The sequence below is a fragment of the Sphingomonas faeni genome, from assembly GCF_040407505.1.
In the GTDB taxonomy this organism is placed as follows: Bacteria; Pseudomonadota; Alphaproteobacteria; order Sphingomonadales; family Sphingomonadaceae; genus Sphingomonas; species Sphingomonas faeni_E.
In genome coordinates, this window is record NZ_JAPZPQ010000002.1 from 529295 (window position 1) to 548184 (window position 18890).

The 18890-nt window shown below is 64.4% G+C and carries 20 protein-coding genes; 7 read left to right on the forward strand and 13 right to left on the reverse strand.

Features of this window, described 5'->3' with window-relative positions:
* Positions 1–221 precede the first annotated feature (221 nt).
* Both O6X71_RS09005 and O6X71_RS09010 read right to left on the reverse strand, forming a co-directional pair.
* Complete coding sequence (locus O6X71_RS09005; protein ID WP_353465560.1) at positions 222–1178, reverse strand: isopenicillin N synthase family dioxygenase; 957 nt, start codon at positions 1176–1178, stop codon at positions 222–224.
* A 115-nt stretch (positions 1179–1293) separates the two neighbouring features.
* Positions 1294–1791 carry a hypothetical protein gene (locus O6X71_RS09010; protein WP_353465562.1) on the reverse strand — a complete coding sequence of 166 codons (498 nt, stop codon included), beginning with the start codon at positions 1789–1791 and terminating at the stop codon, positions 1294–1296.
* A 128-nt stretch (positions 1792–1919) separates the two neighbouring features.
* Here O6X71_RS09010 and O6X71_RS09015 point away from each other — a divergent pair, with 128 nt between their 5' ends.
* Both O6X71_RS09015 and O6X71_RS09020 read left to right on the forward strand, forming a co-directional pair.
* Positions 1920–3179, forward strand: a complete 1260-nt coding sequence (locus tag O6X71_RS09015; RefSeq protein ID WP_353465564.1) for a multidrug effflux MFS transporter — start codon at positions 1920–1922, stop codon at positions 3177–3179.
* A 79-nt stretch (positions 3180–3258) separates the two neighbouring features.
* The gene (locus O6X71_RS09020; protein ID WP_056065779.1) at positions 3259–3603 is read left to right on the forward strand and encodes a hypothetical protein; all 345 of its coding nucleotides are present in this window, start codon (positions 3259–3261) and stop codon (positions 3601–3603) included.
* Between the two features lie 36 nt (positions 3604–3639).
* Here O6X71_RS09020 and O6X71_RS09025 read toward each other — a convergent pair whose 3' ends face one another.
* A complete protein-coding gene (locus O6X71_RS09025) occupies positions 3640–3846 on the reverse strand; it encodes a hypothetical protein (protein WP_353465565.1) in 207 nt (68 codons plus the stop codon).
* A 308-nt stretch (positions 3847–4154) separates the two neighbouring features.
* Between O6X71_RS09025 and O6X71_RS09030 the strand changes: the two genes are divergently transcribed.
* From O6X71_RS09030 to O6X71_RS09045, 4 genes are all read left to right on the forward strand, one after another.
* Complete coding sequence (locus tag O6X71_RS09030) at positions 4155–4820, forward strand: outer membrane protein (RefSeq protein ID WP_353465566.1); 666 nt, start codon at positions 4155–4157, stop codon at positions 4818–4820.
* 670 nt (positions 4821–5490) lie between these two features.
* Positions 5491–6282 (forward strand): thermonuclease family protein, encoded by a 792-nt coding sequence (locus O6X71_RS09035; protein ID WP_353465567.1) that lies wholly within the window; start codon positions 5491–5493, stop codon positions 6280–6282.
* Positions 6283–6502: 220 nt separating this feature from the next.
* Entirely contained in the window at positions 6503–6793 is a 291-nt protein-coding gene (locus O6X71_RS09040; RefSeq protein ID WP_353465568.1) for a type II toxin-antitoxin system RelE/ParE family toxin, read from the forward strand.
* Positions 6777–6923, forward strand: a complete 147-nt coding sequence (locus O6X71_RS09045) for a hypothetical protein (RefSeq protein ID WP_353465569.1) — start codon at positions 6777–6779, stop codon at positions 6921–6923. Before O6X71_RS09040 ends, O6X71_RS09045 begins: the two co-directional genes overlap by 17 nt.
* A gap of 18 nt (positions 6924–6941) precedes the next feature.
* On the opposite strand, the gene O6X71_RS09050 is transcribed toward O6X71_RS09045, so the two are convergent.
* The 6 genes from O6X71_RS09050 to O6X71_RS09075 all read right to left on the reverse strand — a co-directional run bounded on the left by O6X71_RS09050 (position 6942) and on the right by O6X71_RS09075 (position 9815).
* On the reverse strand, positions 6942–7175 hold the full coding sequence (locus O6X71_RS09050) for a DUF2442 domain-containing protein (protein WP_353465570.1): 234 nt from the start codon (positions 7173–7175) through the stop codon (positions 6942–6944).
* A 31-nt stretch (positions 7176–7206) separates the two neighbouring features.
* Complete coding sequence (locus O6X71_RS09055) at positions 7207–7860, reverse strand: hypothetical protein (protein ID WP_353465571.1); 654 nt, start codon at positions 7858–7860, stop codon at positions 7207–7209.
* A 24-nt stretch (positions 7861–7884) separates the two neighbouring features.
* Complete coding sequence (locus tag O6X71_RS09060) at positions 7885–8055, reverse strand: hypothetical protein (RefSeq protein ID WP_353465572.1); 171 nt, start codon at positions 8053–8055, stop codon at positions 7885–7887.
* 224 nt (positions 8056–8279) lie between these two features.
* On the reverse strand, positions 8280–9332 hold the full coding sequence (locus O6X71_RS09065) for a ribonucleotide-diphosphate reductase subunit beta (protein ID WP_056060836.1): 1053 nt from the start codon (positions 9330–9332) through the stop codon (positions 8280–8282).
* A 17-nt stretch (positions 9333–9349) separates the two neighbouring features.
* Positions 9350–9544, reverse strand: coding sequence for a hypothetical protein (locus O6X71_RS09070; RefSeq protein ID WP_353441031.1), 195 nt, complete (start codon positions 9542–9544; stop codon positions 9350–9352).
* An 88-nt stretch (positions 9545–9632) separates the two neighbouring features.
* Entirely contained in the window at positions 9633–9815 is a 183-nt protein-coding gene (locus O6X71_RS09075) for a hypothetical protein (protein ID WP_353465573.1), read from the reverse strand.
* A gap of 77 nt (positions 9816–9892) precedes the next feature.
* Here O6X71_RS09075 and O6X71_RS09080 point away from each other — a divergent pair, with 77 nt between their 5' ends.
* Positions 9893–10153 (forward strand): DUF2171 domain-containing protein, encoded by a 261-nt coding sequence (locus tag O6X71_RS09080; RefSeq protein ID WP_056055125.1) that lies wholly within the window; start codon positions 9893–9895, stop codon positions 10151–10153.
* Between the two features lie 139 nt (positions 10154–10292).
* Here the strand turns inward: O6X71_RS09080 and O6X71_RS09085 are convergent, their stop codons facing one another.
* The 4 genes from O6X71_RS09085 to O6X71_RS09100 form a co-directional block, all read right to left on the reverse strand.
* On the reverse strand, positions 10293–12212 hold the full coding sequence (locus O6X71_RS09085; protein WP_353465574.1) for a ribonucleoside-diphosphate reductase subunit alpha: 1920 nt from the start codon (positions 12210–12212) through the stop codon (positions 10293–10295).
* Between the two features lie 718 nt (positions 12213–12930).
* Entirely contained in the window at positions 12931–15033 is a 2103-nt protein-coding gene (locus tag O6X71_RS09090; protein ID WP_353465575.1) for a hybrid sensor histidine kinase/response regulator, read from the reverse strand.
* A gap of 118 nt (positions 15034–15151) precedes the next feature.
* Positions 15152–15877, reverse strand: coding sequence for a haloacid dehalogenase type II (locus O6X71_RS09095; protein WP_353465576.1), 726 nt, complete (start codon positions 15875–15877; stop codon positions 15152–15154).
* A 283-nt stretch (positions 15878–16160) separates the two neighbouring features.
* Entirely contained in the window at positions 16161–18815 is a 2655-nt protein-coding gene (locus O6X71_RS09100; RefSeq protein ID WP_353465577.1) for a putative bifunctional diguanylate cyclase/phosphodiesterase, read from the reverse strand.
* Between the last annotated feature and the right edge of the window lie 75 nt (positions 18816–18890).

The following is an 18890-nucleotide window of genomic DNA, read 5'->3' on the forward strand; positions in this document are numbered from 1 at the left end:
TGCGAGCTTTAGCCTTCCCGAGAGATGCGCCACCCCGGCGGAGGCCGGGGCCCAGTTGGGAGACGGCGATAACAGAGCGGTGCGCGTCGTTACGACCACCTTTCCAACTGGGCCCCGGCCTTCGCCGGGGTGGTGCAGTGGTCAGTGCCAGCGTTCCTTGTTCTCCCGCGAAGGCGGGAGCCCAGTCTGGATCCCCGCCTTCGCGGGGAAACATGCTGCCTCTACTTCTTGATGAGCCCGATCTCGACCAGTCGCTCGTACAGGTAATCATGCGCGGTGATCGGGTTCGGATAGCGGTTCGCGTTATCCGGCGTGATCGTGCCGGGCAGCGTTTCGATCAGGAAGTCGGGCGCGGGGTGCAGGAAGAACGGCATCGAATAGCGCGAATGTCCGCGGCGCTCGGGTGGCGGGTTGACGACGCGGTGCGTGGTCGACGGCAGCACGTTGTTGGTCAGCCGCTGGAGCATGTCGCCGACGTTGACGACCATCGCGCCCTCGGGTGGCTTGATCGACAGCCAGCGGCCATTCGCGCGGTCGAGCAGTTCGAGGCCGGCTTCCTCGGCACCGAGCAGCAATGTGATGAGGTTGATGTCCTCATGCGCGCCGGCGCGGACGCCTTCCGCATCGGCGGGGATCGGCGGGTAGTGGAGCAGGCGAAGGATGCTGTTGCCGTCCTTCACCGCGGGATCGAACCAGTCGGGCTTGAGTTTCAGGTGGCGGGCGATCGCCGAGAGCAGCTTGTCGCCGGCGCGGTCGAACGCTGCAAAGAGTTCTAGGAAGACCGGCTCGAAGCCCTCGGGCCGCGTCGGCCAGACGTTGGGGGCCATCGTGTCTGCATAGCGATGCCCCTCGGGGAGCTCGCGGCCAACGTGCCAGAATTCCTTGAGGTCGACGACCTTGGCGTCCTTGGCGATCTCGGTTTTGAACGGCGTATAGCCGCGTGCGCCGCCGCCGCCGGGGATGTGATAGCCGCGCTTTTCGTCCTCGGGGAGGTCGAACAACAGCTTGGTCTCGGCCCAGGCGCGCTCGATCAGGTCGGCGGGGATGCCGTGATCGGCGACGATCGCAAAGCCGTACCGCTCGAACGATTCGCCGAACGCGGCGGCGAAACCGTCGGGGTCGGTATCCTGCGTGGCGAGGCTGAGCGTCGGAACCTGGGCGGCGGGGGTATCGAGCATGGGGTGCGTGTCCGGTTTGGGGGATGCCCGATATAGGCGATCGGGGGTGGCGTGCCAAATGTCTGGGTTAGGGTTGGGCGAGATTTTAATCCTCCCCTTGGGGGGCGATTGTAGACTATCCGCTGATGATGATCGTGCCGGTCGCCTTGTCCTTGCCGTCGGGGGCGAGCTCGAGGCGGAAGGGTTTGTTCTCGTCGGTGGTGCCGATCAGGTTCGTGCCTTCGGGATGGACCTGGTAGCCGACCTTGCCGAGCCGCTGTGCGAACCAGTCGCGGACGATAGTGGGTGTTGCCGGGCTGGCGAAGGCGACGCGCAACCCGCCGGCCTTATCGTCGCCGACGATGTTGAGCGTCTTGATCGACGACCCCGGATACAGGCGCACGCCGTTGAGATCGAAATTGCTCGTGTCGATCTTGATCTTCGGCAGCTTCACCGAGCCCTGGAAGCCGGGCACGTCGATCTTCATCTCGCCGGTCTCGCCGTTGATCGCGCCTAGCACATTGCCGCCATCGGCGTTGATCGAGACCGATGCGCCTTCGTTCGAGCGATCGCAGGCGGACAGGGCAAGCACGCTGGTGAGACCGACAGCGGCGAGCAAATACGGGCGGATCATGGTCATCTCCGAAGTGTGTTGTTCTGGCAATACAGATAGGGGTCGTCGGCGCACTGCGCAATCGTCGCGTAGCTGCGCCGGTTAGCGGGTTCCGCGCGACCGCCCGAGCAGGTACAGGGCCACGCATCATGCAGACCCAGGATCCCCAATCCGACGCGCCAGCGACGCGCGGCGCGCCGATCGGTTTCGTCGAGTTCGTCGCGCTCGTCGCCTCGTTGATGTCGCTGACCGCGCTCGGCATCGACTCGATGCTGCCAGCACTGCCGGCGATCGGCGACTCGCTTGGTGTCGCGACCGAGAACGGCCGGCAGTTCGTCGTGACCGCGTTCGTGATCGGTTTCGGTGTGGCGCAACTCGTCCACGGGCCGCTCGCGGATCGGTTCGGGCGGCGGACGGTGCTGCTGTGGTCGCTCGTCCTGTACATCATCGCCAACGTCGCCTGCGCGACCGCGGGAAGCTTCACGCTGTTGCTGGCCGGTCGGGCATTCGGCGGCGCTGTGATCGCCGCCGCCCGCGTCGCGACGATCGCTTTGGTCCGCGATTGCTATCATGGGCGGGCGATGGCGCGGGTCATGTCGATCGCGTTCATGGTGTTCATGATCGTGCCGATCCTGGCGCCGACGTTCGGCTGGACGGTGCTCCAGTTCGGCGACTGGCGTGCGATCTTCTGGACGGTCGCGGTGCTGACGCTGGGCGTGCTGGTCTGGTTCTACCTGCGGATGCCCGAGACGCTGGCGCCCGAGAACGTCCTGCCGATCACGCCGGGGCGGATCCTCAGCGACTGGCGGATGACGCTGAGCGATCGCAATTCGCTCGGCTATACGCTCGCGTCGACCGCATTGATGGGCGCGCTGTACGGCTATCTCAATTCGATCCAGCAGATCATGGCGGACGTGTTCCACAAGCCGACGCTGCTCGCGCTGATCTTTGCGACGACGTCGGTGACGATGGCGGCGTGCAACCTGCTCAACTCGCGGATCGTGATGCGGCTGGGGACGCGTCTCATCAGTCACGGGGCGCTGTCGGTGCTGATCCTGGTGTCGTTGGTCCACCTGTTCGCGATCGAGATCGGCTTCGAGACATTGGTCAGTTTCGCGGTCTTCCAGGCGTTGACGCTGGGCTGTTTCGGGCTGGCGACGTCGAACTTCTCGGCGATGGCGATGGAGAATATGGGGCGGATCGCCGGTACCGCATCGAGCGTGCAGGGCTTCCTGAGCGTCACCGTCGGCGCGGTGTTCGGCGCGCTGATCGGGCAGGCCTTCAATGGTACCACCGTGCCGCTGGTCGGCGGGTTCTTGCTCGCAGGTCTGGCAGCGCTCGTTGCCATTTTGATCACCGAACGCGGTCGCCTGTTCCGGCCGGCGTCGACGGCGCCGGTCCGCGCTTGAAGGAACCACCGCGCACGTCCACCGTTCGCATCTGGTAGGCCCGCAACGTGCGGGCGTCCTGGAACGAGGGAGTGTGACCATGGGCGGACATCAGGTGCCGAGTGCCGGATCGGGCGACGACGGCTACGACGAAGAGGGCTATGACGAGAGCCAGCGCGCCGAGATCCTCGAGGCCACGCGCAACGGGCCGAGCGACGGCATCATCCTGACCGACCTCGAACCCGATCTGGGCGAAGACGACACCGACGACGAGTCGATCGACGAGACCAAGATGGATTCCGAAGAGGTGGGCGAGACGGACTCGTCGGTGACGATGGACGAAGCCGACATGGACGAGGACGACGTCCAGGACGAACTCGACGACGACACGATCGACGACGACGAAGACCTGAAGGACGCCGACGACGTTGCGTTGAAGCCCTGAACGATCCTCGGCGCGCCTGAACCGGGCGCGTCGCGATCAGCCTGCGGCGTTGGCGAGTATCGCGAGATCGTCCGCATTGAACGCGGCCCCGACGGCGTCGGTCGGTTGTGCCGCGACAGCTGACGTCGCGTTCGTCGTGGCTGGTTCCGGCGCGTCGCTAGCGACGTCATAGGCCGTCCACACGATCCCTGCCGACCAAAAGAGCGCCGCCCAGCGGCTGCGGAACAGGCGTGAAAACCCCATCCATGCTGCGTCGCACACCGGTTATCACCAGACGGTGAACAGACAGCGTTAATACTAGGCCCGGCTGCTTTTTGCCGCTTTTCCGCTGTATTTCTGCCTAGTCCGCCGCGGGACAGCCATGGTTCGTTCATCCAAATGACAGGAACCGTTGCTGTAACGCAACACAGGCGAACAGTTCCCTGGCAGTTCCCTGAATGTGACGTTTTTTGTGCAACCATGTGCTCGCCGACCGGTTTGGCTTGCCTGGACCGAACCGACGCACCGTGCAGTCGGCGATCCACGCAACAACACGGTATAAGGTCAAACTCATGCGTAAGCTTTCCCTGGCAATCGCCCTCGCCGCCGCAACGGTCGCAGTTCCCGCCTTCGCGCAGGACATGTCGGCACCGGCACCCGTTGACAACAGCGCACAGCCCGGTGAAGCAGCAGCTCCCGACGGCTCGAAGGCATTCGGCATCGAGCCGTACTTTGGCGTGATGGGCGGCTGGGAGCAGTTCGACAACGAGCGCGGCCACGGCATCCCGCAGGCGCTGAACGCTGACAACTCGATCCGTCGCGGCTACAAGCCATCGGGCTCGTTGGTCCAGGGCGTGCTCGGCGTGAACGTGCCGCTCGGCCCGGTCTTCGTCGGCGCAGAAGGCAACGTGATCAAGGGCATCGATGGCAACATCGATTGGGAATACGGCGCAGCAGGCCGTTTCGGCTTCCGCGCTGGCGACAGCGGCCTGATCTACGGCAAGGTCGGCTACCAGTGGGTCAACTTCGACCATTTCTCGGCACGCTCGACCAACGGTGGCGACACCGGTCGTGACTACAGCGCGATCACGTACGGCATCGGCGCAGAAGTCGGTCCGCAGAGCATTGGCCTGAAGGGCATCACCGGCAACGCAGGCTTCCGCATCCGCGCCGAGGTCAACACCTTCGGCGACGCGCAGAGCTTCCGTCCGATGCTCGGTATCATCACGCACTTCTAAGCCCTTGCCTCGCAAGAGGTTCAAGCTGGACGCGTAACGGGGGCGGGGAGTGGCTAGGGCCATTTCCCGCCCTTCGTGTGTTTGGCGTTTCCAGTGGGTTGGCGAGTGAAGTATAGAAAGTGCAGACGCTCGCGCGGCGATCGCGGGAGGGTGCGCAGGGCGCGCGGGGGCGGGAAGTGGCGACACTTTCCGCCCTTCGCGTGTCTGGCGTTTCCAGTGGGTTGGCGAGTGAAGTATAGAAAGTGCAGACGCTCGCGCGATGATCGCGGGAGGGTGCGCAGGGCACGCGGGGGCGGGGAGTGGCGGCACTTTCCGCCCTCTGCGTGTCCGGCGTTTCCAGCGTGTTGGGAGAGTGAAGTATAGGAAGTGTAGACGCTCGCACGATCGTCGCGGGAGGGCGGATGCCGGACGCACGACGGGGTGCGTGCACGTCGCGCTGGACTGGAGTGAGGGCTGGCATGCGTCAAACTGGGCATGTTGGCCCCGTGTAGGACAGCGAAATCTGGCGCGTTCGCGAGCGGGTGCATTGCTGGTCCGATTCATCCAGGACCTGACATGCGCGATGTTCACGATGCGTTCGCCTCGTTTCCGACTCCGCTCGCCGCAAGACCGGGGCGCGCCAAGGTGACTTCCGCGCGCGCGCGCGTAGGCGCGAGCGATGATGGAGTATGTGTTTGATTTCATGCGGTTGCTCGGCGGCGACCGCGCTGGCGCCACGCGTGGTCGCGGGGGCTCGGTGCGCGGTACCAGGCCGGGAGTCCTGCTGCAGCTCCGCCTGGTGTTCTACGGCGTGCTGCTCGGGCTGATGATGCCGGTGATCCGCCAGATCGACTGGGCGGCGCTGGTGCCGCCCGGCTTGAAGATCGAATGGCCGACCGGGTTCGGCATTGCCTGGCCTGCGGGGCATCTGCGCGTGCCGGGTGGCTGGGGATGGGGTGCGGACGCGGCCAAAACGGAGGCCGCATCCGTTGCTGCTGCCGGAGCGGCGACCACGACCGGTGCTGCCACCACTGTGACCGGTGCGCTGGCGACCGCGGCGGGTGTCGCCAGTGCGGCGACGACCGTGGTGGCGGGGGCATCCGCGCTGTCGGGCGGCAAGCCGGTCTCCGCGCGCTTCACGATCTGCGGCCACGCCAAACGGATCGATTGCATGGTCGACGGCGACACGTTCTGGATGGCGGGCACCAAGATCCGCATCGCCGACATCGACACGCCGGAGACCCATCCGCCGCGCTGCGCCCGCGAAGCACGGCTGGGGCAGGCAGCGACGCTGAAGATGCAGGCGTTGCTCAACGCCGGCCCCTTCACGCTGACCCCGATCAAGCGCGACGTCGACCGCTATGGGCGGAAGCTGCGCATCGTCGAGAGGGGCGGGGAGTCGCTGGGGGCGATACTGGTCCGCCACGGCCTCGCGCGGCAATATGGTGGCGGCAAGCGATCGCCTTGGTGCGGGTGGGGGTGAGTTGCCGCTGGTCGTGATTGCCGTCGGGGTGTATCCCTCGACAATGGCCCGCGATGATGCCCTGTTCGATACGAGCGATGCCGCTGCGGAGGCTAAGGCCGATGCGCGTGCAGATGCAGACGTGCAAAACGGACGGTTGATCAGTCACGATGCAGTGAAGCGCTGGCTCGTGTCATGGGGGTCGCCCGAGCTTTTACCCCGACCCCGCGTCGGCGATTAGTTGCGCATTGTCTGGACGGACGATGCCGTCGCCAATCTAGAGGCGATCGTTACCTATGTCTCCGCGTTCAATCGCGTCGCTGCCAATGCATTGGGCGCGCGGCTTATCGCGGTGGCAGACAGCCTCGCGAGTTTTCCAGATCGAGGTCGCGACGTAGGTGACGGACGGCGTGAACGGACGACGGTATGGCCGTATATTCTTCGCTACCGCGTGATGGGCGACTGCGTGGTCATTTTGCGCGTCAGGCATGGGGCGCGGGACGAGGAGGCAGAAGATGATCGAACCGAATGAGTCAGAGCAACCGGCTCAGCGCGACTATGATGATTGGAAGCGGGCCAAGATCGAACGCGGGATGGCGCAAGCACGCGACCGATCAATGATGATCCCGATCGAACAGGTATTGCGCGAATTAGCGATATGAATGTGCAGGGTACAATGTTCAGGCCAGCCAGCGATGAAGACTGTCGGCTGAAAGTTCGAACCCATTCGGCCAAGCGAGCGCGCCGCCTTCAATGAAGGCGCGCGCGAAGTAGGTTGGGTCGGCTAGAGGGCGGGTCATGACGGTGTCGCGTCCAATGAGATCGGTAGCGGACCAGAGTGCCGCAGCTCCGTCCGAGAATGTGAGTTGCAGGGCGTCGTCACCGACGACGGCGAGGCGGACCAGGTTGATCATCGCTGCTCGCAGAGGTCGACCATTCCGATAACTACCCCATAATTCGCTTCAATTCAGCGTCTATTGTCGCGATCTCTCGATCTAGCAACGCGGCTGAGACGTTTGTTGGCACCCAATACGCTTTATTGCCATAAGCGTCGAGAATTCCAAACTCCTCAATGCCTGTGCCTTTATATGCTCGTTGGAGGAGTACGACACCCGCTCCCGCCTTATCGCGATTTAATCGAGGCTCCCGGCGTGGATAAACGGCAAGTACACGTCTTTTTCCTGCCTGCTCCAAACCGATTTCTGGCTCGATATGAACCGAGAAACATCGTTCTGGCGACGGCCATACTCCCCTCGATGGCACGACCCGTACTCCCGACTGTTTTGCAAGCCAATCAGCACTCTTTTCGAAAATCTCGACATTATGTGCAGCCGCATTTTGCGCTGCAGTTTTTGCGATGTCCTGAGCGACGCTTTTGCGATCTCGACCGTGGGCCGAATGTTGCAAAACTCCATCCCGAGATGACCGGTAATAATCAAAGCCGCCCGGCGTCGCATAACTCTCTAAGTGTCGAATCTTATCGCCGGTATCCAACGTGAGAAATTTCAAAAACGTTGAGAAGTGCATTATTACCGGCACAGATATCCCCTCAAAAAAGGCACTATATCGCCTTTGATTGGCGCCAAGGAGGATCGGCAATTTGCCAATCCTCCCCGAACCGCATCAGCGGTGCTTGAGGTGAAAACTAATCAAGTGACTGGAGGCCTGTAAATCCTCCGTTGCTAAGCCGGCTTCAGCAAAACAACGATTGGACCGCAGATATGTACCGCCGGTCTCGTCAATAATTTCCCACCGCCAAACACCATCGCGGCCCTTAATAACCTCGTAGGTCATATTAGGAGCCTTTAGATATCAGCTATCTCGCTTGATCGTAAGATACATTTGTACGAGGCTTGTAAGAGTCTGACCGCCTTTTCAGTCTATTCTTCCGCCATCAAACAGGGGCCTAAGATCATAATGGTCTGTGTCGGCACGAGATGCCGTGTTTTCGGTAAAATTGACTAGGTGTTTTCTAGCTACGGCCATGTCATCTTATTCCCCTCAATTGCAATTAAGTCCTATTCAGCAGCAACCGAATCGCTGAACATGTCCCGAACTTCGCTCAGGTCCACATTCGCCGCCGGCCCCTTCTTCGCGGTCTGGCGCTTGTCGAACGAGTCCCAAACGTCGTTCCACTGGCCCTTGGTCGCGGCCTTCGAATACTCGGTGGCGCGCTGTTCGAAGAAGTTGGCGTGCTCGACGCCGTTGAGCATCGGCGCGAGCCAGGGCAGCGGGTGCTCGTCGATCATGTAGATCGGCTTCAGGCCAAGCTGAGTCATGCGCCAGTCGGCGATGAAGCGGATGTACTTCTTGATCTCCTTGGGGGTCATGCCGTTGACCGGGCCCATCTCGAACGCGAGGTCGATGAAATTGTCCTCGAGGCGGATCGTCGTCTGGCAGACGTCGGCGATGTCGTCCTTGACCGCCTTGGTCAGGCACTGGCGCTCCTGACAGAAGGTGTGGAACATCTTGATGATGCCCTCGCAGTGGAGGCTCTCGTCGCGGATCGACCAGGTGACGATCTGGCCCATGCCCTTCATCTTGTTGAAGCGCGGGAAGTTCATCAGCATCGCGAACGAGGCGAACAGCTGAACGCCCTCGGTGAAGCCGCCGAACATGGCCAGCGTTCGCGCGATGTCCTCGTCATTGTCGACGGTGAACTGCTGCATGTAGTCATGCTTTTCCTTCATCTCGGCATATTCGAGGAAGGCGCCGTACTCGCTCTCGGGCATGCCGATGGTGTCGAGCAGATGGCTGTAGGCGGCGATGTGGACCGTCTCCATGTTGCTGAACGAGGTCAGCATCATCTTGATCTCGGTCGGCTTGAACACGCGGCCGTATTTTTCGTGGTAGCAATCCTGCACCTCGACATCGGCCTGCGTGAAGAAGCGGAAGATCTGCGTGAGCAGGTTGCGCTCGTGATCGCTGAGCTTCTGCGCCCAATCGCGGCAATCCTCGCCCAGGGGCACTTCCTCGGGGAGCCAGTGGAGTTGCTGCTGGCGCTTCCAGAACTCGAACGCCCAGGGGTATTCGAACGGCTTGTACTGCTTGGAGGCGTGGAGGAGGGACATGGGGTAAGCCTTTCGGACTAAAAAACGAAGAGAAGGATAAGAGCGATCGCGCCGATGGCGGCGATGATGAAGGCGGTGCGGCGCTGGCTTTCGCGCGTGGGGTAGGCGGCGTTGACGCGCCCGGCCTGCGCGTCGCGTTCACGCATCCGGTCGCCGAAGACGAGGATCGCCACGCCGCCGAGCAGGGCGATCGTGCCGCCGATGCCCATCATAAGCCTTGCTATGCTTTCCATGTCGGGGCTTCCTCGTGAAGGCGCGCGGGATGGCCGCGGCGGCGTGACGGACAATCGACGAACGCGGTCATGTTTCCGTGCTCCACTGCCACATCGCGGCGGCAGACATCGCGAGGACGATCGCGCCCGAGGTGAGCATGATGCCGATCATGCGGAACGCGTAGGTCTGTTGCTCGGTGATGCTCGGGCTGCGCAAACGGAGCAGCATCGCGGTGCCGACGATTCCGAGCACGCCTGCGACCACGAACATGATAGCTGAACCATACGTCATGCGACCAACTCGCCCGGCGCGCGTTCAGCACCCGAACCCAACACAGGAGAACGACCATGGTCGATGCAACCAAGATCCAGGAACATGCCGAAGTCATCGGCGCGGACGGCGTCCATGTCGGCACCGTCGACAAGGTCGAAGGCAACCGCATCAAGCTGACCAAGAAGGACTCGGGCGCGCAGGTCGTCGAGGGCACGGGCAGCCATGAAGGGCATCATCACTTCATCTCGCTCGGGCTGGTTGCGGATATCGAGGACGGCAAGGTCCGGCTTTCCGCCAACGCCGACGTGGCGGTGACGTTCGAAGAAGAGGCATAACGCGCTGGCGGTGCGTTCGACACGCGCCGCATAGCCTGCCCGAACCCCGGTCCGCTTCGCGCGGGCCGGGGTTTTTTGCGTCAGGCGCTCCCCGGTCCGTGTGTCACGGGCCGGGGTCACGCTTGAACGCCGAGAGGCCTTACTGGCAGGCAAGGCACTCATCGTAATCCTTCGACTCGACGTCGATCTGGCGCAGGTCGATCGTGTTGTCCGCCTCGACGCCGCCGGCGAAGCCCGCGCGCTGGACCGACTTCGAACGCAGGTAATAGAGCGACTTGATGCCGAGCTCCCATGCGCGGAAGTGGAGCATCAGCAGGTCCCACTTCTCGACGTCGGCCGGGATGAACAGGTTCAGCGACTGCGCCTGGTCGATGTAGGGCGTGCGATCTGCGGCGAGTTCGAGCAGCCAGCGCTGGTCGATCTCGAAGCTCGTCTTGTAGCAGTCCTTTTCCTCGACCGAGAGGAAGTCGAGATGCTGGACCGAGCCGCCCTGTTCGAGGATCGAGTTCCACACCGCGTCGCTGTTCTTCGACTTCTCGCTCAGCATCTTTTCGAGATACGGGTTCTTGATCGAGAAGCTGCCCGACAGCGTCTTGTGCGTGTAGATGTTCGCGGGGATCGGCTCGATGCACGCCGACGTGCCGCCGCAGATGATCGAGATCGACGCGGTGGGGGCGATCGCCATCTTGCAGCTGAACCGCTCCATCGCGCCGACATCGGCGGCATCGGGGCAGGGGCCGCGCTCGATCGCGAGCTGCATCGAGGCTTCGTTCGCCTGGCTGCTGATGTGCTTGAACATGCGCAGGTTCCACGACTTCGCCATCGCGCCCTCGAACGGGATGCCGCGTGCCTGGAGGAACGAGTGGAAGCCCATGACGCCGAGCCCGACCGAGCGCTCGCGGCCCGCGGAGTAGGCGGCGCGTTCCATGCCGGGTTCGTGGCGGTCGATGTAATCCTGCAGGACGTTGTCGAGGAAGCGCATGACGTCCTCGATCAGGCCCTTCTCGTCCTTCCACTGATCCCATGTCTCGAGGTTCAGCGACGACAGGCAGCACACGGCCGTGCGCTCGTTGCCGAGGTGATCCTTGCCGGTCGGCAGCGTGATCTCCGAGCACAGGTTCGAGGTCGAGACCTTGAGGCCGAGCTCGCGGTGATGCTTGGGCATCGCCTTGTTCACGTGGTCGGCGAAGACGATGTACGGCTCGCCGGTCTGGAGACGCGTCTCGACGAGCTTCTGGAACAGCGAGCGCGCGTCGACGGTGGCGCGGATCGCCTGGTCCTTTGGCGAGCGGAGGTGCCATTCGTCGCCGTTGCGGACGGCTTCCATGAAGGCGTCGGTGATGAGCACGCCGTGGTGGAGGTTCAGCGCCTTGCGGTTGAAATCGCCCGAGGGTTTGCGGATTTCGAGGAATTCCTCAATCTCGGGGTGCGAGACGTCGAGGTACACGGCGGCCGAACCGCGGCGCAGCGAGCCCTGGCTGATCGCGAGCGTCAGCGAATCCATGACGCGAACGAACGGGATGATGCCGCTGGTCTTGCCGTTGAGGCCGACCGGCTCGCCGATGCCGCGGACGTTGCCCCAATAGGTGCCGATGCCGCCGCCGCGCGAGGCGAGCCAGACATTCTCGTTCCAGGTGTCGACGATCCCGCCGAGGCTGTCGGGGACCGAGTTGAGGTAGCACGATATCGGCAGGCCGCGACCAGTGCCGCCGTTCGAGAGAACGGGGGTAGCGGGCATGAACCAGAGCTTCGAGATCGCGTCGTAGAGGCGCTGTGCGTGGCCGGCGTCGTCTGCGTACGCGGAGGCGACGCGGACGAACAGGTCCTGATAGCTCTCCCCCGGGAGCAAATAGCGATCCTTGAGCGTGTCCTTGCCGAATTCGGTCAGCAGCGCGTCGCGGCTGTGATCGACCTCGACCGGGTAGATCTGCGCGCGCACGGAGTGGCTGTCCTGCGCCTGACGCGGGGCCTTGGGGGCCTCGGCGGCGGCGGTTTCGGTGGTCTGTTCGATCGTGTCTGTGGTCATGTCGCTATCCCGGCTGCTGTCTCTGAAATCCATCGAAACCGCTCCTAGTGTTCTGTATTCGTTCGAATCGGCGTCATGTCGCCATGCTACCATCGGACGGCCCCTAACGGGAGAACAAAAAGTGACCATCGCGGCGGTGGAAGGCGCGCTTACGGTCATATCGCATATGGCTATGCGAGGGTTGTTCTACCAGCGATTGGGTCCGCCCCCGAACGCAACCCCAAGAGATTGTGCCAAAGCGCGAAGAGACGCAAGGGGGTGAAGAGGTGGTCGGGGGCTCGGTTCGTCGCGTTCGCATGCGGGTTGGCCGAGCGGCATATTCGCGACGCGTGGACTTCTGCGGGGTTCGTGAAGCGCAAGGGGGCGAAGCGGGAACGAAAAATTATTTAAGGGCGGAAGATGGCAAATGTTGCTTCGGGGGGAGCGGGTGGGAGTAGGCACTGGACATGGGGGGGCCGCTCTAGTTCCCCCGCGAACGCGGGGGCCCAGGCGCCACGAACGTCGACCTCCTTGATTCCTGGACCCCCGCCTTCGCGGGGGAACGGGATGGGGCGTTCTTCCTCTTCTAAAACGAGAGCACCACCCCGTCAGGACCTCACCACCCCGCCAAAACCTCACCACCCCGGCGAAGGCCGGGGCCCAAGTGGGGGACATTGCCAACTGAGCGATGTGCGTCGTTACTGCGACCTTTCCACTTGGGCCCCAGCCTCCGCCGGGGTGGTAGCAATTGGACGGGCGCGCCCGGCCTGCCTCAGCCCTCGATCATCGTCCGGATCTGCGTCGCTAGCGCCTCCATCGCGAACGGCTTGGTGATCATCGACATCCCAGGCTCCAGGAAGCCCGACGCCAGCGCGGCATTTTCCGCATAGCCGGTCATGAACAGCACGCGCAGGTCCGGACGCAGGGCACGGCCGGCGTCGGCGACCTGGCGACCGTTCAGGCCGGGCAGGCCGATGTCGGTGACGAGCAGGTCGACCCGCTCCATCGTCCGCAGGCGCTCCAGACCCGCCGGGCCATCATGCGCCTCGATCGCTTGATAGCCCAATTCGCCCAATACCTCGACGATCAGCGCGCGAACGACCGAATCGTCCTCGACCACCAGCACGATTTCGCCGGCATCGGTGACATGCTCCTGCGTCAGGCCGGGAAGCGCTTCGTCCTGCTCCGCTTCGCCGTAGTGACGCGGCAAATACAGCTTGATCGTCGTGCCCTGACCGAGCTCGCTATAGATCTGCGCATAGCCCTCCGACTGGCGCGCGAAGCCGTAGATCATCGACAGGCCGAGCCCGGTCCCCTGGCCGATCGGCTTGGTGGTGAAGAACGGCTCGAATGCCTTGGCGATCGTGTCGGCGGACATGCCGGTGCCGGTGTCGGACACGCAGATGCAGACGTAATGGCCCGGCCGGACGTCGCGCTGGCTGGCGGCGAAATGATCGTCGAGGTGCGCGTTGCACGTCTCGATCGTGAGCTTGCCCCCGTGCGGCATCGCGTCGCGCGCGTTGATGACGAGGTTGAGCAACGAGTTCTCGAGCTGGTTGGGATCGCACAGCGTCGTCCACAGACCACCGGCGAGCACCATCTCGAGTTCGATCTGCTCGCCGGTAGTGCGGCGGAGCAGGTCTTCGAGCGAGGCGACCAGCGGATTGACCTTCACCAAGCGCGGATCGAGCGGCTGGCGGCGCGAGAACGCGAGCAAGCGGTGGGTCAGCGAGGCGGCGCGGTTGGCGGCGGTTGTCGCACCGGTGATGAAGCGATCAAGCTCGCCGACACGCCCCTGCGCAACGCGGCGCTGGACGATCTCCAGGCTGCCGGTGATGCCCTGGAGCAGATTGTTGAAGTCATGTGCGATGCCGCCGGTGAGTTGCCCGACCGCCTCCATCTTCTGCGCCTGGCGCAACGCCTCCTGCGCCTCGACCAGCTCCTGCGTGCGATCGCGGACGCGCTGTTCGAGGTCGGCGTTGAGCGATTGCAGATCGCGTTCGAGCCGCTTGCGATCGGTAACGTCGGCGCCCTCGACGAAAATGCCGACCACCGTCCCGGTTGCGTCTCGGATCGGCTGGAAGACGAAATCGACGTAGCGATCGTGGACCGCGCCGCCAGGCTCCGCCTGGACCGCATACAGCATCCCGCTCGCGGTGAACGCATCGCCGCTCGCGAACACACGATCGAGCAGGTCGACAAACCCCTGTTCGACCGCGTCGGGCAACGCCTCCGCAACGGTGCGGCCGAGCACCTCGCGGTGGCCGATCAGCTTGTCGTAGCCCGGGTTGGTCAACTCGACCCGGTGTTCGGGCCCGCGCAACATCGCCATGAAGGTCGGCGCCTGCGCGAACATCTGGCTCATCCGCTCGCGCTCGTCACGCAGCGCGCGTTCGGTCTGGACCTGATCGGTGCTCTCATAGGTCGAGCAGAACATGCCAGCGATCGCGCCGCTTTCGTCGCGGACTGGCGAGTAGGAGAAGGTGAACCAAGTGCGCTCGTCATAGCCTTTGCGGTTGGTAACGAGCGGAAGATTCTCGAAGAACGAGGCTTCACCGGCCAGCGCCTTGTCGACGAGCGGACTGATGTCGGGCCAGAGTTCGGCCCAGATGTCGGGCAGCCGGTCGCCGAGTGCCGCGGGATGCTTGTCGTGCAGGATCCGCGCATAATGGTCGTTGTACAGGAAGCCGAGCTCGGGGCCCCAGGCGAGGCACATCGCGAACTTGGATGCCAGCATGAGCGAGACGATCGAGCGGAGCGACTGCGGCCAGTGCTCGATCGGCCCGAGTGGCGACGACCAGTCATGCGCGCGGATCATCGCGGCCATCTCGCCGCCACCGGTCAGGAAATCGGCCTCGGCCGTCTGTGTGGTCATCTCAAATTCCTGCCGGGTCGCACGCCGGGCCGAATTTTACGCCGGTGCGCGTTCGATACGGCCGATCGATACGGGGACGCGTCGCGCGTTTCCACCGGTTCGCGGGCAGGTCGCCGGGTCATCGGCACAGTTCGTCCGCCAATCGCGTCAGGCTGTCGACGCTATGGTCCCAATCCTGCGCGGCATCCGCGTCGGGCGCGGGGCGGCCGCCATATTCGTTCGGGCGGTCGACATAGGCGGTCTGCAGGCCGGCGGCGCGCGCCGCGGCAAGGTCGCTGTGATGCGCGGCGACGAGGCAGAGTTCGCCGGGCGCAATTCCGAGAAACCGCGCGGTGGCGAGGTAGGATTCGGGAAGCGGCTTGTAGACGCGGCTGACTTCGGCGCCGAGGATCGCATCCCAGGGGAGGTGGGCGCGGCGGGCCATCTCCAGCATCAGCGCGATGTTGCCGTTGCTGAGCGTGACGACCGGGTACCGGGTCTTAAGGCGGGTGAGGCCCTCGACCGAGTCGGGCCAGGGATCGAGCCGGTGCCAGGCGCCGGTCAGGTCGGTGAGCGTATCTTCGTCCAGCGCGGCGGGGTCGATGCCGTGGTGACGGAGCAGGTCTTCGAGTGCCTCGCGGTGGAGCGTGTCGAGAATGACGAACGGCCGCCTTCCGCTGCGGACCTCCTCGAGCGCCGGCTGATAGCGTTTGCGCCAGCCGTCGGCGAAGCGGTGCGGGTCGATATCGGTGCGACCTAGGCGCGCGAGGATCGGTGCGGCATCGCAGGCGATGCCCGAGCGCCAGTCGACTACGGTGCCGAACACGTCGAACGCGACGGCTTTGATCTGGGCGCGATGTACCATGAGGGTGAGACGGTGGGAGGCGGCGGTTGGTTCCCGGGAATGAGGGACTTCCGGGCTCTTGCGCAGGCCGTCGTTGAGCGGGGGACTCGGCAATTTATCCCACCATCCTAGGAGATTACACACCACCCCGGCGGAGGCCGGGGCCCAATTGGGAAACATGGATTGGCGAACGCCGTCCGCTGTTACGACGACCTCTCCAATTGGGCCCCGGCCTCCGCCGGGGTGGTGGCCTTTTACCGGTCTTCCGCAAAGTCGGACCGATCGCCGGCTCGGCCCGCCTAACTCACCCCGCCCGGCGAAGACGCGCGGAGTGGCCCTGGTTCAGTCGTTCCAGGTTGAACGCCTCGTGGAACTCGATTCCCGCCTTGCCGGCGCGGGCCCAGCGGATGCGGGCGCCGAACATCTGGTGCTCGACCAGTTCGATCTCCAGTTCGACGCCGTCGGGATTGCCGGCGATCCGGAGCCCGTCGAGCATCGCGCCCGAGGTCGAGATGTCGCGGATGCGGACGTCACCCGGGACCCCGTCGATCAAAATCCGGGCGGAGCGCAGCATCTTGTGACGCGTCGCGCGAGTCACCTTGAAGCCGCTTGCGGCGGCGGTGCCGTTCTCGACCCCCAATTGCCGCAAAGCCTCGTCCGCGCGGACCGGGCGGCCATAGACATAGCCCTGGATATGGCTGCACCCGAGGTCGCGGATCAGGTCGATCTCGTCCTGCACCTCGACCCCCTCGGCGGTCGTCTCCATGCCCAGCGTGTCGGCGAGCGTGACGATCGCCTTGATGATCGCGGCGTTGCGGTTGCCCGGCTCGGCGGCGCCACGCACGAACGACTGGTCGATCTTGATCTTGTCGAACGGCGCGTTGCGTAGATAGCCTAACGACGAATAGCCGGTGCCGAAATCGTCGAGCGCCAGCCGGACCCCGATTCCCTTCAACGCCCTGAACATCTGTTCGGACGACCGTGTTTCGTCCAGAAACACGCCCTCGGTAATCTCCAGTTCGAGCCGTCCCGCGGCGATCCCAGCCTGCGCGAGCGCGCTGGTGACGAGCGCGGGCAGAGCGGGGTTGGCGAACTGGATCGGCGAGACGTTGACCGCGACGCGGACCGAGCCGGGCCAGCGCGCTGCCTCCAGGCACGCGGTCCGCAGCACCCATTCGCCGATCGCCTCGATCAGCCCGCATTCCTCCGCGACCGGGATGAAGTCGGCAGGCGAGACGAGTCCCCGCGTCGGGTGATTCCAGCGGATCAGCGCTTCGTAGCCGACGATCTGCGCCGATTTCGTGCTGACGATCGGCTGGTAGCAGAGGTGGAACGCACCATCCGAGATCGCCGCGCGCAGATCGTCCTCGAGCAGTTTCCGGGTGCGCGCGCCGGTCAGCATGTCGTCCGAATAGAAGCGGTGGACGCCGCGGCCGTCGGCCTTGGCCGCGTACAGCGCGAGATCGGCGTTGCGGACGAGCGTCTCGGCATCGTCGCCGTCGTCGGGTGCGATCGCGATGCCGATCGAGCAGCCGATCGTGACCGACGTCCCGCTGATGAAATAGGGTTCGGACAGCGAGGCGATCACTTCGCGGGACAGCGCGGCAAGCGTATCGCGGTCGGCGATGCCGGGCAGCACGACCTGGAACTCGTCGCCGCCCAGCCGCCCGACCAGCCCCGCATCGGCGATGCCACGCTGGAGCCGTTGCGCGACCTGTTTCAACAGCGTGTCGCCCGCCTGGTGGCCCAGCGTATCGTTGACCGCCTTGAACCGATCGAGATCCATCAGGAACAGCGACGTCGCGCGGTAAGGCCCGGTCTTCTGCGCGAGCGTCTTGTCGAGCGACGAGCGCATCCGCTGGCGGTTCGCCAGCCCGGTGAGCCCGTCGAACAGCGCCAGCCGCGTGATCTCGGCTTCTGACTTGCGTTGTTCGGTCAGGTCGCGGCCCGAGCCGATGAAGCCCTGGAAGCGCCCGAGGTCGTCGACCACCGGCCTCCCCGAGATCGACCACCAGCGTTCGCAATCGGGCGAGGTCGCGGCGCACACCGAATAGTCCGAGAACGACGTGCGCGAGGCGATGTGGAAGGCGAGCGTCCGCTCGGTGCCGGGCGCGTCGTTGTCCATGCGGAACAGGTCGGTAAGCGGTTGCCCGACCGCGTCGTCGGCAAGGCCGAGTTCGTCGGTGACCTTGGCGGACAGGTAGGTCAGGCGGCCTTGGCGGTCGGCTTCCCAGAACCAGCCGGTACCTTGGTCCTCGAATTCGGCGACCATCCGGATCGCGAGGCGGCCTTCGTTCGCGTTCTCGGCACGGTGCAGTTCCTGCGCGACGTCGATCCGCGCGAGGCGGTGCGCGACGATCCCCAGACAGCCGAGGAACACGATCGCGACCAGCAGCGGCGCGCCGATTCCCGCGCAGACCGCGAGCATCACGACGATCCCGACGCCGAGCCCGAGCGTCGCGGCGCGGACCGCATGGACGCTAACCGCCGTAACCGCGATCATCCCCAGCACCGCGACGCAGCAGGCGAGTTGCAGCGACCCCGACGGCGCGCGCGCGACGGTCCAGAGCAGTGACAGCGACAGCGCGGCGACCCCCGCGACCCCGACGGTAAGCGCGCGGTTGCGCTTATAGGCAGGCCATTTGCGCAGTGCCGGCAGGCGCAGCACACCGAACACGCCTGCGGACAGCGCCGCCAGGATCGCGGCATGGATGCCGATCGACGGGACGATGGTGCCAAGACCGGCGGTGGGCAGTGCGATCAGCGCAAGTACCACGAGGAGGGCGCAGGCGACCATCTGCGTGGCAACCGCGATCGGCCAGGTTTCCGCGACCTGCGCGAGTTTGCGATCGAGCAGTTCGGCGACCTGTTCGCGCGGATCCTCGCCAAGCCCGAACACGGCGGGGGCTGGCGATCGATCGCGCGCGCGGCGATCCGCGACGGGGAGGGGGGCATACATCCAACCGTTCTGACTGGAATATCTTGCTGAGACGGTAAGATTGGCGGGACGCGAAAAAACTTCGTCCGTCAGTGC

Bases quoted from the DNA above. Each gene is read 5' to 3' on its own strand.
- O6X71_RS09005 (WP_353465560.1), bottom strand. From the start codon at position 1,178: ATGCTCGATACCCCCGCCGCCCAGGTTCCGACGCTCAGCCTCGCCACG.
- O6X71_RS09010 (WP_353465562.1), bottom strand. From the start codon at position 1,791: ATGATCCGCCCGTATTTGCTCGCCGCTGTCGGTCTCACCAGCGTGCTT.
- O6X71_RS09060 (WP_353465572.1), bottom strand. From the start codon at position 8,055: ATGACCTACGAGGTTATTAAGGGCCGCGATGGTGTTTGGCGGTGGGAA.
- O6X71_RS09085 (WP_353465574.1), bottom strand. From the start codon at position 12,212: ATGGATTTCAGAGACAGCAGCCGGGATAGCGACATGACCACAGACACG.
- O6X71_RS09015 (WP_353465564.1), top strand. From the start codon at position 1,920: ATGCAGACCCAGGATCCCCAATCCGACGCGCCAGCGACGCGCGGCGCG.
- O6X71_RS09025 (WP_353465565.1), bottom strand. From the start codon at position 3,846: ATGGGGTTTTCACGCCTGTTCCGCAGCCGCTGGGCGGCGCTCTTTTGG.
- O6X71_RS09090 (WP_353465575.1), bottom strand. From the start codon at position 15,033: ATGACCACACAGACGGCCGAGGCCGATTTCCTGACCGGTGGCGGCGAG.
- O6X71_RS09080 (WP_056055125.1), top strand. From the start codon at position 9,893: ATGGTCGATGCAACCAAGATCCAGGAACATGCCGAAGTCATCGGCGCG.
- O6X71_RS09020 (WP_056065779.1), top strand. From the start codon at position 3,259: ATGGGCGGACATCAGGTGCCGAGTGCCGGATCGGGCGACGACGGCTAC.
- O6X71_RS09070 (WP_353441031.1), bottom strand. From the start codon at position 9,544: ATGATGGGCATCGGCGGCACGATCGCCCTGCTCGGCGGCGTGGCGATC.
- O6X71_RS09075 (WP_353465573.1), bottom strand. From the start codon at position 9,815: ATGTTCGTGGTCGCAGGCGTGCTCGGAATCGTCGGCACCGCGATGCTG.
- O6X71_RS09045 (WP_353465569.1), top strand. From the start codon at position 6,777: ATGATCGAACCGAATGAGTCAGAGCAACCGGCTCAGCGCGACTATGAT.
- O6X71_RS09100 (WP_353465577.1), bottom strand. From the start codon at position 18,815: ATGTATGCCCCCCTCCCCGTCGCGGATCGCCGCGCGCGCGATCGATCG.
- O6X71_RS09065 (WP_056060836.1), bottom strand. From the start codon at position 9,332: ATGTCCCTCCTCCACGCCTCCAAGCAGTACAAGCCGTTCGAATACCCC.
- O6X71_RS09050 (WP_353465570.1), bottom strand. From the start codon at position 7,175: ATGATCAACCTGGTCCGCCTCGCCGTCGTCGGTGACGACGCCCTGCAA.
- O6X71_RS09095 (WP_353465576.1), bottom strand. From the start codon at position 15,877: ATGGTACATCGCGCCCAGATCAAAGCCGTCGCGTTCGACGTGTTCGGC.
- O6X71_RS09030 (WP_353465566.1), top strand. From the start codon at position 4,155: ATGCGTAAGCTTTCCCTGGCAATCGCCCTCGCCGCCGCAACGGTCGCA.